Raw genomic sequence first — 16,013 nt, forward strand, 5'->3', positions numbered from 1 at the left:
GCCGCGGGCCTTAACATGCCCGCTCCGCATTTCCGTGCTGCCGTGGGGCACCGCACCTCTGCCGTTTGACCGATGCTGCAGTCGTCACCGTGGTTCGTCGCTGGCGCCATCCTGCTGTTGGGCACCGTGCTGATCGCCGTGGTCGCGTGGCGGCGTAGGCGCCTGACGGCCCGCCAGCCGATGCTGCCCGACGAATGGCCGCTGGCGCCGCGCCCGGTGTTCAGCGCCGAGGAGCGGCAGGTGTACCGCCAGCTGCGGGAAGCCTCGCCGCAGCATGTGGTGCTGTCCAAGCTGCCGCTGGTGCGCTTCTGCCATCCGCACGACCCTGGCCGCATCCGCTACTGGTATGAGCTGATCGGTGCGCTGAACGTCTCGTTCGCCATCTGCACCGGCAGCGGCCGCGTGCTGGCGGCCATCGACATCGAATCGCCCAGCCTGCGCTCGCGACGCGGGCAGCGCATCAAGCAATCGGTGCTGGCGGCCTGCGAGGTGCGCTACCTGCGCTGCAAGGCCGATGCGCTGCCGACGATTCCCGAGCTGCGTTCGCTGGTGCCGCCCGCTGGCGCCGCGGCCCCGGCCCCTTCCACGCCCACCCCGTGGCCGGAACAGCGCAGCAGCGGCTGGCCCGAGTCCAACGGTTTCATCGACTCCTTCTTGACCGGCTACCGGCGCTCCAATCCGCCCCCCGACCAGAACGGGCCGCCTTCCCGCAACGGCACCACAGGACGCTGAACATGCCCGGTTATTCCGAACTCGACCCCGGCGCGGTGCTGGAGGCGCTGGACGCCGTCGGCCTGCGCGGCGACGGCCGCCTGCTGCAGCTCAACTCGTACGAGAACCGCGTGTTCCAGGTCTTCCTGGAGGACGGCGACGTGGTGGTCGCCAAGTTCTACCGCCCCGGCCGCTGGACCGACGCGCAGATCCTGGAGGAGCACGCCTTCGCGCTGGAACTGGCGCAGGCCGAGGTGCCGGTGATCGCGCCGCGTGGGCTGCAGCCTGCGCCCGACACGCCGGTGCCGGTGGCGCTGGCTGGCGACCCGCCGACGCTGGCCACGCTGGGCACTGCAGCCGCGCCACACCGCTTTGCGGTGAGCGACCGCAGCGCCGGGCGCGCGCCGGAGCTCGAAGACCCGCTGGTGATGGAGTGGCTGGGCCGCTTCCTGGGCCGGCTGCATGCGGTGGGCGCCACCGCGCCGTTCCAGCATCGCCGCACGATGGACGTGGCCACCTTCGGCACCGCCGCGCGCCAGCGGCTGCTGGACGGGCGCTTCGTGCCCGAGCCGCAGGACGTGCTGTGGGCCGCCGCCAGCGAGCAGGCCCTCGTGCTGGCGCAGCAGGCCTTCGACCGCCTGCCTGGCGCGCGCCAGCTGCGGCTGCATGGCGACTGCCACCCCGGCAACATCCTGTGGCGCGACGAAGGCCCGCACGTGGTCGACCTGGACGACGCCTGCAACGGGCCTGCGGTGCAGGACCTGTGGATGCTGCTGTCGGGCGACCGGCCGACGATGTCGATGCAGCTGGAGTCGCTGCTGGAAGGCTACGAAAGCTTCATGCGCTTCGACCGCCGCGAGCTCACGTTGATCGAGCCGCTGCGCACGCTGCGCATGATCCACCACAGCGCCTGGATCGCAGAGCGCTGGGAAGACCCCGCCTTCCCGGCGGCCTTCCCGTGGTTCGGCACCGCGGCCTACTGGCAGCAGCAGACGCAGCAGCTGCGCGAGCAGATCGAGGCCATGGGGGAATAGCGCCCCCGAGCTCGCTTCGCTCGCGCCCCCCGAGGGGGAGCCCCGTTCCTTGGGGCGGCCCGGCGGAACGGGGAGTGGCCCGCGCCATCAGGCCGTCAGCAGCCGCGTCACGCGCTGCACATGGTCGGCCGGGCTTTCCAGCTGGCCGCCCTCGGCCAGCCAGGCCTGGTCGAACAGCAGGTTGGCCAGGTCGTCGAAATGGGACTCGTCCGCCTCCAGCCGCTTGACCAGCGCATGCGACGGGTTCACTTCCAGGATGGGCTGGGTCTTGGGCGCCTGCTGGCCGGCCTGCTTCAGCATGCGGGCCAGGTGGGCGCTCATGTCGCCTTCCTCCACCACGATGCAGGCCGGCGAATCGACCAGGCGGCTGGTGGAACGCACGTCCTTCGCGCGGTCCTTCAGCGCGGTCTTGAGCTTTTCCAGCACCGGCTTGAAGGCCTCGGCGGCTTCCTCGGCCTGCTTCTTCTCCTCGTCGTCCTGCAGCTTGCCCAGGTCGACCGCGCCCTTGGCCACGCTCTGCAGCGGCTTGCCTTCCACCTCGTACAGGTGCGAGAGCATCCACTCGTCGACGCGGTCGGTCAGCAGCAGCACCTCGATGCCCTTCTTGCGGAAGATCTCGAGCTGCGGGCTGCTCTTGGCGCCGGCCAGACTGTCGGCGGTGATGTAGTAGATGGACTCCTGGCCTTCCTTCATGCGGCCGATGTAGTCGGCGAAGGACACGCCCTCGTCGGCCTGCGTGGAAGCGAAGCGCAGCAGCTTGACCAGGCGCTCCTGGTTGGCATGGTCCTCGCCCACGCCTTCCTTCAGCACCGCGCCGAACTCGTTCCAGAACGAGGCGTACTTGTCCTTCTGGTTCTCGGCCACGTCCTCCAGCATGCTCAGCACGCGCTTGGTGCTGCCTTCGCGGATGGCCTTCACGTCGCGGCTTTCCTGCAGCAGCTCCCGGCTGACATTCAGCGGCAGGTCGGCCGAGTCGATCACGCCCTTGACGAAGCGCAGGTACACCGGCATCAGCGCCTCGGCATCGTCCATGATGAAGACGCGCTTGACGTACAGCTTCACGCCGCCGCGCTTGTCGCGGTTCCACAGGTCGAACGGCGCCTTGGCCGGCACGTACAGCAGCTGGGTGTACTCGCTGCGGCCTTCCACGCGGTTGTGCGTGTAGGCCAGCGGCGCTTCGGTGTCGTAGCTGATCTGCTTGTAGAACTCCTGGTACTCGGCGTCGGTCACGTCGCTCTTGCTGCGGGCCCACAGCGCGGCGGCCTTGTTGACCGTCTCCCATTCGTCCTTGACGACCTGCTTCTTCTCCTCGGCGTCCCACTCCTCCTTCTTCATCAGGATGGGCAGCGAGATGTGGTCGGAGTACTTGCCGATGATCGACTTCAGGCGCCAGGTGCTGAGGAATTCGCTCTCCTCGTCGCGCAGGTGCAGGATGACGTCGGTGCCGCGCTCAGGGCGGTTGATCGTCTCCACCTCGAACTGGCCGGAGCCGTCGCTGCTCCAGCGCACGCCCTGGTCGGCGGGCAGGCCGGCGCGGCGGCTTTCCACGGTGATGCGGTCGGCCACGATGAAGCCGGAATAGAAGCCCACGCCGAACTGGCCGATCAGGTTGGCGTCCTTCTTCTGGTCGCCCTGCAGCTTGCTCATGAACTCGCGCGTGCCGCTCTTGGCGATGGTGCCGAGGTGGGCCACGGCCTCGTCGGCGCTCATGCCGATGCCGTTGTCGCGGATGGTGAGGGTCTTGGCCTCGGCGTCGAACCACACGCGCACCTCGAGGTTGGGCGCGTCCTCGTACAGCGCGTTGTTGTCCAGCGCCTCGAAGCGCAGCTTGTCGCAGGCGTCCGATGCGTTGGAGACCAGCTCGCGCAGGAAGATCTCCTTGTTCGAGTACAGCGAGTGGGTCACCAGATGCAGGATCTGCTGGACTTCGGCCTGGAAGGCAAGTGTTTGTTTTTCCATGATCGTTCGAGTGTTGCCGACAAGGGGTGGAACAGGTGATCGCGATTTTGGGTCAGCGCGCCGGGTTTCAACCGGGGCGCCGCGCTGCGCTCAAGTGACGCAGCGGCGCCGCCGATACCGTGCCTGACCTCCCGGTTTGCTCGCTAGCCGTTCCGCGACCCTCCGGGTCCCTCTTGGCTAGCACTCCTGCAAACCGCGCATGAACCTTCTCCAACGCCTGTCGATCCCTGGCAAGCTCATCGCCGCCTCCGTGGCAACCGTGGCCATCTCGATGGCCATCCTGACCGCCAGCGGCTTCTGGACCACCCGCAACGCCCTGTATGGCGTGCTGGAAAAAAGCACAGGCGCCCTGGCCGACAGCTATGCCAGCGGCATCGCCACCTGGGTGGCCGACAAGACCGGCGTGCTGCGCGCCATGGTCCCCACCGCGCTGACCGGTGATCCCGCTCCGGCGCTTGAACTGCTGCGGCAGTCGGGCGCCTTCGACACCGCCTATGCCGGCTATCCGGACAAGCGGGCGGTGTTCTCCAAGCCGCAGAACACGGTCGCCAACTACGACCCCACCTCCCGGCCCTGGTACCAGGCCGCGGCAGCCGCGGGCAAGGCCGTGCTCACCGCGCCCTACCGCGACGCGCAAACCGGCCAGCTGGTGGTGACCTTCGCTGCGCCCGCCATCCGGGGCACCGAGCTGGCGGCGGTGGTGGCCGGCGACATTCCGCTGCGCGAGGTGAATGACGCAGTCAAGGCCATCCGGCCGTCGCCCAACAGCTTCGGGTTCGTGGTCGACCAGTCGGGCCTCATCGTCTCGCATGCCGACGCCGACCGTGCGCTGCAGCCGGCCACGGCCCTGTCGCCCGACCTGCGGCCGGACAAGCTGGCGTCGCTGCGCTCGGCCGATGCCTTTGTGGCGATGCAGATCGGCGAGCGCGAGTACTGGATGACCGCCCGCAGCATTCCCGGCACCGACTGGACGCTGCTGGTGGCCGTGGATCAGGCCGACGCGCTGGAGGGCTTTGCCGCCGTGGGCACCACCCTGGGCGTGCTGGGCCTGGTGGTGCTGGCCATGACGGCGGTGGCGCTGGGCGTGTTGACCCAGCTGCTGCTGCGTCGATTGCGCCGCCTGCGTGCCGCGCTGCGCGACATCGCCAGCGGCCAGGCCGACCTGACGCGCCGCCTGAGCACGAACGGCAACGACGAGCTGGCCGACGTGGGCCGGCACTTCAATGCCTTCGCGGACAAGATCGCCGCCATCCTGCAGGGCGTGCGGGGCGCCACCGCGCTGGTGAACACCGCGGCGTCGGAGATCGCCGCCGGCAACGCGGACCTCTCGGGCCGGGCCGAGCAGACGGCCGCCAACCTGCAGCTCACCGCCAGCTCCATGGACCGGCTGACCGGCACCGTGCGCCAGACCGCCGAGTCGGCCACCGTGGCCAATGGCCTGGCCTCCAGCGCGGCCGATGCGGCCTTGCGCGGCGGCAACGTGGTGGGCCAGGTGGTGACGACGATGGAGGCCATTTCGGACAGCTCGCGCAAGATCGTCGACATCATCGGCACCATCGACGGCATCGCCTTCCAGACCAACATCCTCGCGCTCAATGCCGCGGTGGAAGCCGCGCGCGCCGGCGAGCAGGGCCGCGGCTTCGCGGTGGTGGCGGCCGAGGTGCGTTCGCTGGCCAAGCGCTCGGCCTCGGCCGCGCAGGAGATCAAGGTGCTGATCGGCGACAGCGTGGGCAAGGTGGAGGACGGCGCCCGCCTGGTGCAGGACGCCGGCAGCACCATGCAGGACATCGTGCACAGCGTGCGCCGCGTGAGCGACATCATCGGCGAGATCACCGCGGCCACCACCGACCAGAGCCACGGCATCGGCGAGGTGGGCACCGCCATGGCCGAGCTGGACCGCATGACGCAGCAGAACGCCGCGCTGGTGGAGCAATCGGCCGCCGCCACGCAGAGCCTGAAGCAGCAGGCCGACCGGCTGGCGGAGGTGGTGGCCGGCTTCAAGACCTGACGGGCCACCAGGCTTGCTGCGCTCTACAGGAAGCGTTCGAGCAGTCGGCGGGAGCCGCGGTCGAGCGCCCGCCAGTCGGGCACGGTGAAGAAGATGCCGTGGCTGCTGGCGATCATCAGCATGCCGTCATTGCCCACGCGGCGGATGTCCTCCTCGCCCTTCAGCTCGAAGCGCGTGGGGCCGCGGTCGGTGTCCACCTCCCACAGGCTGGGCGTGGAAAAGGTGGACACGGTGCGGATGCGCTGGATCTTCGGCGAGAAGTCGCGCTGCGCCAGCTCCTCGGCGATCAGTGCGCGCACCGGCGCCGGCAGCGCGGCCAGGCGGTCGATCCACACCGCCTCGCGGCCCTCCGCATTCACCAACGAGATGCCTTCGTCGGGCGCGGCCAGCGGGAACGCCCGCACCGGCAGCACGCCCTCGTGGCGCATGCCGTCGGCAGTGGTCAGCACCAGCCGGCCGAAGCCGTCGCGCTGCAACTGGAAGTCTTCAAGCGTGGCCATGCTCAGGCTCCTGCAGGATGGGCTGCATGGGCGGGCTCGCGCTCGGGCGGCACGTCGTCGGCGTCCACCCGCCGCGCCTGCGCCTCATACAGCCGCCAGTAGTGGCCTTGCTTGTCGATCAGCTCATCATGCGGGCCGACTTCCACCACGCGGCCGCGGTCCATCACCACCAGCCGGTCGGCCTTGCGCAGCGTGGACAGCCGGTGCGCGATGGCAATGGTGGTGCGGCCCTGCACCAGGTTGTCCAGCGCCTTCTGGATCTCGCCTTCGGTCTCGGTGTCCACCGACGAGGTGGCTTCATCCAGGATGAGGATGCGCGGGTCGATCAGCAGCGCGCGGGCGATGGAGATCCGCTGGCGCTCGCCGCCGGACAGGCCCTGGCCGCGCTCGCCCACCAGAGAGTCGTAGCCGTGCGGCAGCCGCAGGATGAACTCGTGCGCATGGGCCGCGCGGGCGGCGGCGATGATCTCCTCGCGGCTGGCCTCGGGCCGGCCGTAGGCGATGTTCTCGGCGATGGTGCCGAAGAACAGGAACGGCTCCTGCAGCACCAGGCCGATGTGGCGCCGGTAGTCGGCCACGCCGAAGCGGCGGATGTCGGTGCCGTCCACCTCGATGGCGCCGTCGGTCACGTCGTAGAAGCGGCAGATCAGGTTCACCAGCGTGCTCTTGCCCGAGCCGCTGTGGCCCACCAGGCCGATCATCTCGCCGGGGCGGATGTCCAGGTCCAGCCCGCGGATGACCGAGCGGCTGCCATAGCGGAAGCCCAGCCCGCGCATGCGGATGCCGCCGCGCGGGTTCGTGATCGGCACCGGCTGCTCGGGGTCGGGCACGTTGGACACATGGTCCAGGATGTCGAAGATGCGCTTGGCACCGGCGGCGGCCTTCTGCGTGACGGAGACGATGCGGCTCATCGAATCCAGCCGCGTGTAGAAGCGGCCGATGTACGCGATGAAGGCCGTGAGCACGCCCACGGTGATCTTGCCGTCGGACACCAGCCAGATGCCAAAGGCCCACACCACCAGCAGGCCGACGTCGGTGAGCAGCGAGACGGTGGGCGAGAACAGCGACCAGGTCTTGTTGAGCCGGTCGTTGACCGCGAGGTTCAGGCGGTTGGCGGCCTTGAAGCGATCGGCCTCGCGGCGCTCCTGCGCGAAGGCCTTGACCACGCGGATGCCGGGGATGGTGTCGGCCAGCACGTTGGTGACGTCGCCCCACACGCGGTCGATCTTCTCGAAGCCGGTGCGCAGCCGGTCGCGCACCAGGTGGATCATCCAGGCGATGAAAGGCAGCGGTATCAGCGTGACCAGCGCCAGCCACGGATTGATCGAGAACAGGATGGCCGAGGTCATGCCGATCATCAGCACGTCGGTGGCAAAGTCCAGCGCATGCAACGACAGGAAAACGCTGATGCGATCGGTTTCCGAGCCGATGCGCGCGATCAGGTCGCCCGTGCGCTTGGCGCTGAAATAGTCGAGCGACAGGCGCAGCAGGTGCTCGAAGGCCGCGGTGCGCAGGTCGGCCGCGATGCGTTCGGACACCAGCGCCAACAGCCAGGTGCGTGCCCAGCCCAGCCCCCAGGCCAGCACCGCCGAGCCCAGCAGCCCGGCCAGCAGCGAGAACACCAGCCAGGAATCGATCTGCTGTCCGTTCTGGAACGGGATCAGCACATCGTCCATCAGCGGGATGGTGAGGTAGGGCGGCACCAGCGTGGCCGCGGTGCTGGCCAGCGTGAGCAGGAAGCCGCCGATCAATTGCTTGCGGTAAGGCCGCGCGAAGCGGCCCAGCCGCAGCAGCACCCAGGTGGAAGGCACCTCCACCGCCTCGCGGCTGAAATCTTCGGGCTCGAAGGCATCGGCGTCCGCGTCGTCGGGCTCGCCACGGTGCAGCCGCGCCAGTTGCCGCTCCACCTGCGCCATCCACTGCAGGGCCTGGACGTTCACCGCCAGCGTGAAGCGCCATTGGGCCACCCGGCGCTGGTGGTCGTGCAGCTCGAGGGTGCCCACGCCGGCATGGTCGGTATGCCGCAGGTGCAGGTCGGCTGCCAGCGGCCACTCGGCCCAGCCGTCCGCGCTGCCCGCCATCAGCCGACGGTCGGTGAGCACCAGCAGGCCGGGCGCGAAGCGCTGGCGGGCATCGAGGTCAACCTCCAGCGTGGCCAGCACGTTCTCGTCGCTCGCCAGCAGCGAAGGCAGGGCGGTGATCAGGGAAGACGCGCCAGGCGCGCCGACGGTGAGTGATTGTTCTTGGAGGGGTTGCATCGGCAGGCCGGCCCAGGCGATGGCCAGGCAGACGGATTCTGAACCATGCCCGCAACGCACCAACGCGGCCGCCGGCCGACAAGGCGGCCGTCGCACGACGCACAATCCCCTCAGACCACCCGGCCTCGCGGCACAACCCCCTGCGGACCCATGAGCAAATTCCAAGACATCCGGCTGCTGCGCATCAACTACCTGCGGGGGCCCAGCATCTGGACCTACCGCCCCGTGCTCGAAACCTGGCTCGATCTCGGCGAGCTGGAGAACCATCCCTCCAACCTGCTGCCCGGCTTCAACGACCGGCTGTCGGCGCTGCTGCCGGCGCTGGTCGAGCACCACTGCGGCGTGGGCGAGCGCGGCGGCTTCCTGCAGCGGCTGCACGAAGGCACCTGGATGGGCCATGTGCTGGAGCATGTGGTGATCGAGCTGCTGAACCTGGCCGGCATGGCCACTGGCTTCGGCCAGACGCGCAGCACCTCGCAGTCGGGCGTCTACCGCATGGTGTTCCGCGCACGGGACGAGCATGTCTCGCGCACCGCGCTGGCCTGCGGTCATCGGCTGCTGATGGCCGCGATCAACGACGAGCCGTTCGACGTGCCTGCCGCGGTGGCGCAGATCCGCGACCAGCTGGACGACACCTACTTCGGCCCCAGCACCGCGTCCATCGTGTCGGCCGCCACCGACCGCCGCATCCCGCACATCCGCCTGAACGGCGGCAACCTGGTGCAGCTGGGCTACGGCATGCGCCAGCGTCGCATCTGGACGGCCGAGACCGACAAGACCGGCGCCATTGCCGAGAACATCGCCGGCGACAAGGACCTGACCAAGCGCCTGATCGCCGGCTGCGGCGTGCCGGTGCCCGAAGGTAGCACCGCCGACAGCCCGGCAGAGGCCTGGGAAGCGGCCGAGGACATCGGCCTGCCGGTGGTCGTGAAGCCGCTGGACGGCAACCACGGCCGCGGCGTGAGCCTGGACCTGAACACCCGCGAGGAAGTCGAGGCCGCCTGGACGGTGGCCGATGCCGAAGGCAGCGGCGTGATCGTCGAGCGCTACATCCGCGGCGACGAGCACCGGCTGCTGGTCGTCGGCAACGAGGTGGTGGCCGCAGCCCGCGGCGAGAGCCTGTGGATCACCGCGGACGGCGAGGCCACCGTGCGCGCGCTGGTGGACAGCCAACTCAACACCGACCCCCGCCGCGGCGAGGCGGAGGAGTTCCCGCTGGAGTTCATCAACCTGGACAAGGACGCCGTCACCCGGCTGCTGCTGCAGCGCCAGGGGCTGGCGCCCGAGTCGGTGCCCGAGGCCGGCCGCCGCGTGCTGATCCAGCGCAACGGCAACGTGGCCATCGACTGCACCGACGACGTGCATCCCGAGGTGGCGCGCGTGGCCGCGCTGGCCGCACGGGTGGTGGGCCTGGACATCGCCGGCATCGACCTGGTGGCCGAGGACATCCGCCGCCCGCTGCATGTGCAGGGTGGCGCGATCGTCGAGGTGAACGCCGGCCCCGGCCTGCTGATGCACCTGAAGCCCGCGGTGGGCATGCCGCGGCCGGTGGGCCGCGCGGTGGTCGACCACCTGTTCCGCGAGGGCGAGGACGGCCGCATTCCCATCGTCGGCGTGGCCGGCACCCGCAACACCGCGCTGGTGGCGCGGCTGGTGGCCTGGCTGCTGCAGCTCAGCGGCCGGCACGTGGGCCTGGCCTGTCGCGAGGGCCTGTTCCTCGAGCGGCGTCGGGTGGAAGGCGGCGACGCCACCCGCTGGGACAGCGCCCAGCGCCTGCTGATGAGCCGCAGCGTGGACACCGCGGTGATCGAGAACGGCCCGGTCGAGATCCTGAACGACGGCCTGGCCTACGACCGCTGCGACGTGGGCATCGTCACCGACCTCGACCTGCCCGAGGCGCTGCGCGAGCCGCTGGCGCAGCACGACTTCTTCGAGGCCGAGCAGCTGGTGAAGGTGCTGCGCACGCAGGTGGACGTGGTGCTGTCGCACGGCACCGCGGTGCTGAACGCCGCCGACGAGCGCGTGGCCGCGCTGGCCGAGCTGTGTGATGGCGACACCATCCTCTACGGCAAGGACCCGCAGCTCATCGCCATCGACAAGCACCGCGGCACCGGCGCCCGTGGCGGCCGCGCGGTGTTCGTGCGCGACGGCCGCGTGGTGCTGGCCACCGGCAGCGCCGAGACGCGGCTGGCGCCGGTGCAGCGCATGGCGCTGGGTCGCGGCGCCGCGCACGACCCGATCGACACCGAAGCCCTGCTGGCGGCCATCGCCGCGGCCTGGGCCCAGGATGTTCCGCCCGACCTGATGATCGCCGGCATCGAGACCTTCGCCGCCGACGTGCCCACCGCCGCCTGACCTTCCGCACCAAGCCCATGCAAGTCTCCCGCATTCGCGCGCTGCGCGGCCCCAACCTCTGGACCCGCAACACGGCCATCGAGGCGATCGTCAAATGCTCGGATAAGGCGCTGACGCTCTCGCAGCGCGACGACTTCGAGGACCGCGTGCGCCAGCGCTTCCCGGCCATCGGCGCGCTGCGGCCCAGCACCGGCGCGGCGTCGCTGGCCCATGTGCTGGAAGCCGCCGCGCTGGCGCTGCAGAAGGAGGCCGGCTGCCCCGTCACCTTCAGCCGCACCTCGGCCACGGTGGACGAAGGCGTCTACCAGGTGGTGGTGGAGTACAGCGAGGAAGCCGTCGGCCGCATGGCGCTGGAAGAGGCGCACCTGCTGGTCACCGCCGCGCTGGAAGGCACCGACTTCGACATCGATGCCGCCATCCACCGCCTGCGTGAGAAGGACGAGGACGTGCGCCTGGGCCCCAGCACCGGCTCCATCGTCAACGCCGGCCTGGCGCGTGGCATTCCGTACCGCCGGCTGACCGAAGGCAGCCTGGTGCAGTTCGGCTGGGGCGCCAAGCAGCGCCGCATCTGGGCCGCGGAGGTGGATTCCACCAGCGCCGTGTCCGAGGCCATCGCCCAGGACAAGGACCTGACCAAGAAGCTCCTGCGCGCGGCCGGCGTGCCGGTGCCCATCGGCCGCCCGGTGACCAGCGCCGACGACGCCTGGGCCGTGGCCCAGGAAGTGGGATTGCCGGTGGTGGTGAAGCCGCAGGACGGCAACCAGGGCAAGGGCGTGACGGTGAACATCGTCAGCCGCGAGCACCTGGAGGTGGCCTACCGCGCCGCCGAGGAATACGGCACCGTGATGGTCGAGAAGTACCTGCCCGGCTGCGACTACCGCATGCTGGTGGTGGGCGACCAGCTGGTGGCCGCCGCCCGGCGCGACCCGCCACACGTCATCGGCGACGGCGAGCACACCGTGCGCGAGCTGGTGGACCGCGTGAACTCCGACCCGCGCCGGGGCGAAGGCCATGCCACCTCGCTCACCAAGATCCGCTTCGACGAGATCGCGGTGGCGCGGCTGGCCGAGCAGGGTTTGACGGAGCAGTCGGTGCCGGCCATCGGCCAGCGCGTGATCCTGCGCAACAACGCCAACCTGTCCACCGGCGGCACCGCCACCGACGTGACCGACGACGTGCACCCCGAGGTGGCCGCGCGCGCGGTGGCTGCGGCCCGCATGATCGGCCTGGACATCTGTGGCGTGGACGTGGTGTGCGAAGGCGTGCTGGAGCCGCTGGAGGACCAGCACGGCGGCGTGGTGGAAGTGAATGCCGCACCCGGCCTGCGCATGCACCTGTCGCCCTCGTACGGCAAGGGCCGGCCGGTGGGCGAGGCCATCATCAACCACCTGTTCCCGCCCGGTGAAGACGGCCGCATCCCGGTGGTGGCCGTCACCGGCACCAACGGCAAGACCACCACCGCGCGCCTGATCGGCCACCTGCTGGCCAGCGATGGCTACCGCGTGGGCATGACCAACACCGACGGCGTGTACGTGGAAGGCCGGCAGATCGACAGCGGCGACTGCAGCGGCCCGAAGAGCGCGCGCAACGTGCTGGCCCATCCCGACGTGGACGCCGCCGTGTTCGAGACCGCCCGCGGCGGCGTGCTGCGCGAGGGCCTGGGCTTCGACCGCTGCCAGGTGGCGGTGGTCACCAACATCGGCGCCGGCGACCACCTGGGGCTGAACTACATCACCACGGTGGAAGACCTGGCGGTGCTCAAGCGCGTGATCGTGCAGAACGTGGCCCCCACCGGTTATGCGGTGCTCAACGCCGCCGACCCCATCGTGGCGCAGATGGCCGCCACCTCGCCGGGCAAGGTGATCTTCTTCGCGGCCGACCGCCACCATCCGGTGATGGCCACGCACCGCGCGCAGGGCGGCCGCACCGTGTACGTGGACGACGGCTCGGTGGTGGTGGCCGAAGGCAGCTGGCGCGAAAGCATCTCGCTGCGCGACGTGCCGTTGACGCGCGCCGGCACCATCGGCTTCCAGGTGGAGAACGTGCTGGCGTCGGTGGCCGCGGCCTGGGGCCTGGGCCTGGACCTGGCGGCCATCCGCAGCGGCCTGGCCAGCTTCGTCAACGATGCGCACAACGCGCCCGGCCGCTTCAACGTGATGGACTTCCGCGGCGCCACCGTGATCGCCGACTACGGCCACAACCCCGACGCGATGCGCGCGCTGGTGCAGGCGGTGGACGCCATGCCGGCCAAGCGCCGCAGCGTGGTGATCAGCGGCGCCGGCGACCGCCGCGACCAGGACATCCGCGACCAGACGGTGATCCTGGGCGACGCCTTCGACGAGGTCATCCTGTACCAGGACGCGGCCCAGCGTGGCCGCGCCGACGGCGAGGTGATGGCGCTGCTGCGCGAAGGCCTGGCGCAGGCCCGCCGCACGCGGCACGTGGAAGAGATCCGCGGCGAGTTCATCGCCATCGACCATGCGCTGGACCGACTGCAGCCCGGCGACCTGTGCCTGGTGCTGGTGGACCAGGTGGAGGAAGCGCTGGCCCACCTGGACCAGCGCATCAAGGCCGGCTGAGCCTAGAAGCTGTAGCGGGCGCGGGCGTACCAGTAAGCCCCGTTGAAGCCGATGGGCGACAGCACGTCGTACGGCAGGTTGCCGAAGTAGGCGATGTCGTCGCTGGACCGGTCGGGGTAGCGGTTGGTGATGTTCAGGCCACCCACCGCCAGCGCCCATTGCCGCGTGGGGCGCCATTCCAGCTCGGCATCCAGCTGCCAGGTGGCGCCATAGGTCTGCGTCGGCGTGAAGCCGTCGCCGAAGTCGAACACCCGGGTGGTCTTGCCATGCCGGGTGGCGCGCAGCAGGCCGCCCCAGGCCGCGCCCGTCCACTGTGCGCTGAACACCTGCCGCTGCCGCGGTGCGGCGGTGGTGAGCGTGTTGGCCTCTTCCAGGCCCACCGGCAGGCCGCTGACCCCCAGGCCGGCCAAGGCGGCCGGCAGCGGCTCGGTGCGGCGGATGCGGGTGTGCGAGGCGGAGGCCGCGGCGCTCAGCTGCAGGTCACCCTGCGCGGCCTTGCCCTGCCACTGCGCGACCAGGTCGGCGCCGCGGGTGCGGGTGTCCACCGCATTGGTGAAGAAGTTGACGCCCTCCACGCCGGGCAGCAGCGCGCTCAGCGCGGGGCTGCTGAAGCGTTCGGACAGCGTGATGCGGTCCTTCACGTCGATGCGGTACACGTCCAGCGTGACCGACATGCCGCGCAGCGGCTGCGCGGTCAGGCCCAGCCCGACTTGGCGTGAACGCTCTGGCTTCAGCGGCCGAGCGCCCAGCGCCCGTGCCGCCTCGCTGTCCACCGGCAGCGTGCGCACCTGGGACAGCACGCCGCCATCGCCATAGTTGGCCACGCTGTAGCTGAAGGCGGACTGCGCCAGCGACGGCGCGCGGAAGCTGCTGGACAGGGCGCCGCGCAGCGCCCATTGCGGTGCCGGCTGCCAGCGTGCGGACAGCTTGCCGGTGCCGGCGCCGCCGGCGTCGCTGTAATGGTCGTATCGGGTGGCCGCCTGGGCGAACCAGCGCTCGCCCAGATCGGCCGAGAGGTCGGCATAGACACCGGCCACGCGGCGCGAGCGGTCCGCCTCGTCCGCCGGCGCCAGGCCCGGGCCGGCCTGCGCGCCGGGCGGCGCCTGCAGCGGACCGGCGATCCAGGACGCTTCGTCGCCGGCCTGGCTGCGGAAGGCCTCGCGGCGCAGGTCGGCGCCCACCGCCAGCGTGGCAGGGCGCGCCAGCCCGATGGCCAGCGGCCGGCTCAGGTCCAGGTTTGCGCCCAGCTGGCTGAACGCGTGGCGGCCCAAATCGAAGCGCGTGGGACTGGCGTCGCCCAGCGAGGCATTGAGTGAACGTCGCACGCCGAAGCGGAAGTCGTTGCGGCCATAGGCCAGGCTGGTGTCCAGCTCCCAGCCGACCAGCGGGCCGCGCACGCCGGCCACCAGCGAGAGGTCGTCGCTGCGGCCGATGGTCTCCGGCCGGTAGCCCTGCGGATATCGCCGCCCCGGGTTGGCTTCGCTGTCGGGATAGCGGAAGTAGGCAGCGCCGACGCTGTCACGCCGGCTCCAGGTGCCGAAGGCATAGGCCTGGTGGCCACCATCCAGCGCCAGCGCGCCGTTCAGCCACAGCGCCTTTTTGTCGGTCTCCGGATCGCCGGCCACGTAGTTGCGGCGGCCCTGCGTGGCCAGGTTCGCTTCGGTGTGCGCTTCGAAGAACGGCAGCCCGTCCAGGCCGGCGCGGTTGGTGCCATTGCGGTGGCCCAGCTCTACGCCCGCGCGCAAGAAGCCTTCCGCCAGGCGCCAGCCGTGCTCCAGCTGCAGCTCGGTGGCCTGGCCGTCGGTGAGGCGCTGGCCGGTGGGCGCAAAGCGGGTGCGGTAGGCGCCGCCGGTGGCCACCGCCTCGCCGCCTTGCGCCGCATCGTCCAGGATGACGTTGATGACACCGGCGACGGCATCGGAGCCGTATTGCGCGCCCGCGCCGTCGCGCAACACTTCCACGCGCTTGATCGCGCCCAGCGGCAAGGCGCTGAAGTCCACCGGGTTGGTGCCCTTGCCGGTCTTGGACTCCAGGTTCACCACTGCGCTGGTGTGGCGGCGCTTGCCGTTGACCAGCACCAGCACCTGGTCCGGGCTCATGCCGCGCAGCTGCGCCGCGCGCACATGGTCGGCGGCGCCGGAGTTGGACTGGCGCGGGAAATTGAACGAAGGCAGCAGCACCTGCAGCGCGGCCGCGAGCGAGCCCTCCGGCCCGGCGGCACGGCGCAGGTCATCGGCATGCAGCACGTCGATGGGCGAGGTGGCGGTGAGCACGGTGCGATCGCGCGTGCGGGTGCCGGTCACGATGACGGCGTCGGGCCCGGTGGCTTCGGTCGTGGTGGTCTGGGCCCCCGCGGGGGCGGCCGCGGCGGCCACGGCCAGGCTTAGCAGCAAGCGGTGGAACGGGGGTTGGGTGGGCGGCAGCGTCGTCATGGAAGGATGCGGGAAGGATCAGCCCCGGGACGGTGGGCCGGTGGGCAGTCGGCGAAAGGCCGCGAGCGTAGCCGCGGCGCGCCGCCTCGGCCACTGAGCGTCGCGCATATGCAAATGCGGCGGCTCGATGCATGCCGAAGCGGGGTTCGCGGCTAACCTGCGCGCCCATGACACCGC

At 70.6% G+C, this 16,013-nt stretch carries 9 protein-coding genes; 5 read left to right on the top strand and 4 right to left on the bottom strand.

The genetic code is table 11. The features are described 5' to 3' along the window. Positions 1–72: 72 nt before the first annotated feature. Both VO99_RS10380 and VO99_RS10385 read left to right on the top strand, forming a co-directional pair. Positions 73–732, top strand: a complete 660-nt coding sequence (locus VO99_RS10380; protein WP_052736242.1) for a DUF2726 domain-containing protein — start codon at positions 73–75, stop codon at positions 730–732. 2 nt (positions 733–734) lie between these two features. Next, on the top strand, positions 735–1,745 hold the full coding sequence (locus tag VO99_RS10385; protein WP_046112779.1) for a serine/threonine protein kinase: 1,011 nt from the start codon (positions 735–737) through the stop codon (positions 1,743–1,745). A gap of 87 nt (positions 1,746–1,832) precedes the next feature. On the opposite strand, the gene htpG is transcribed toward VO99_RS10385, so the two are convergent. Next, positions 1,833–3,704, bottom strand: coding sequence for a molecular chaperone HtpG (htpG, locus tag VO99_RS10390; protein WP_046112780.1), 1,872 nt, complete (start codon positions 3,702–3,704; stop codon positions 1,833–1,835). A 199-nt stretch (positions 3,705–3,903) separates the two neighbouring features. On the opposite strand from htpG, the gene VO99_RS31830 reads away from it, so the two are divergent. Further along, positions 3,904–5,712: a methyl-accepting chemotaxis protein gene (locus tag VO99_RS31830; RefSeq protein WP_046112781.1), complete on the top strand. Its 1,809-nt coding sequence runs from the start codon at positions 3,904–3,906 to the stop codon at positions 5,710–5,712. Positions 5,713–5,735: 23 nt separating this feature from the next. Here VO99_RS31830 and VO99_RS10400 read toward each other — a convergent pair whose 3' ends face one another. Beyond that, positions 5,736–6,212 carry a cyanophycin metabolism-associated DUF1854 family protein gene (locus VO99_RS10400; RefSeq protein ID WP_046112782.1) on the bottom strand — a complete coding sequence of 159 codons (477 nt, stop codon included), beginning with the start codon at positions 6,210–6,212 and terminating at the stop codon, positions 5,736–5,738. 2 nt (positions 6,213–6,214) lie between these two features. After that, complete coding sequence (locus VO99_RS10405; RefSeq protein ID WP_083440499.1) at positions 6,215–8,470, bottom strand: cyanophycin metabolism-associated ABC transporter; 2,256 nt, start codon at positions 8,468–8,470, stop codon at positions 6,215–6,217. Positions 8,471–8,620: 150 nt separating this feature from the next. On the opposite strand from VO99_RS10405, the gene VO99_RS10410 reads away from it, so the two are divergent. Both VO99_RS10410 and cphA read left to right on the top strand, forming a co-directional pair. Further along, positions 8,621–10,825: a cyanophycin synthetase gene (locus tag VO99_RS10410; protein WP_046112783.1), complete on the top strand. Its 2,205-nt coding sequence runs from the start codon at positions 8,621–8,623 to the stop codon at positions 10,823–10,825. A gap of 17 nt (positions 10,826–10,842) precedes the next feature. Then, the gene (gene cphA / locus VO99_RS10415; protein ID WP_046112784.1) at positions 10,843–13,404 is read left to right on the top strand and encodes a cyanophycin synthetase; all 2,562 of its coding nucleotides are present in this window, start codon (positions 10,843–10,845) and stop codon (positions 13,402–13,404) included. 2 nt (positions 13,405–13,406) lie between these two features. On the opposite strand, the gene VO99_RS10420 is transcribed toward cphA, so the two are convergent. Beyond that, positions 13,407–15,836 (bottom strand): TonB-dependent receptor plug domain-containing protein, encoded by a 2,430-nt coding sequence (locus tag VO99_RS10420; RefSeq protein ID WP_046112785.1) that lies wholly within the window; start codon positions 15,834–15,836, stop codon positions 13,407–13,409. Between the last annotated feature and the right edge of the window lie 177 nt (positions 15,837–16,013).

This window comes from Aquincola tertiaricarbonis (genome assembly GCF_000969605.1).
Taxonomy (GTDB): Bacteria; Pseudomonadota; Gammaproteobacteria; order Burkholderiales; family Burkholderiaceae_C; genus Aquincola; species Aquincola tertiaricarbonis.

Coding starts and splice junctions, on each gene's coding strand:
- VO99_RS10380 (WP_052736242.1), top strand. CDS start 73: ATGCTGCAGTCGTCACCGTGGTTCGTCGCTGGCGCCATCCTGCTGTTG.
- VO99_RS10385 (WP_046112779.1), top strand. CDS start 735: ATGCCCGGTTATTCCGAACTCGACCCCGGCGCGGTGCTGGAGGCGCTG.
- htpG (WP_046112780.1), bottom strand. CDS start 3,704: ATGGAAAAACAAACACTTGCCTTCCAGGCCGAAGTCCAGCAGATCCTG.
- VO99_RS31830 (WP_046112781.1), top strand. CDS start 3,904: ATGAACCTTCTCCAACGCCTGTCGATCCCTGGCAAGCTCATCGCCGCC.
- VO99_RS10400 (WP_046112782.1), bottom strand. CDS start 6,212: ATGGCCACGCTTGAAGACTTCCAGTTGCAGCGCGACGGCTTCGGCCGG.
- VO99_RS10405 (WP_083440499.1), bottom strand. CDS start 8,470: ATGCAACCCCTCCAAGAACAATCACTCACCGTCGGCGCGCCTGGCGCG.
- VO99_RS10410 (WP_046112783.1), top strand. CDS start 8,621: ATGAGCAAATTCCAAGACATCCGGCTGCTGCGCATCAACTACCTGCGG.
- cphA (WP_046112784.1), top strand. CDS start 10,843: ATGCAAGTCTCCCGCATTCGCGCGCTGCGCGGCCCCAACCTCTGGACC.
- VO99_RS10420 (WP_046112785.1), bottom strand. CDS start 15,836: ATGACGACGCTGCCGCCCACCCAACCCCCGTTCCACCGCTTGCTGCTA.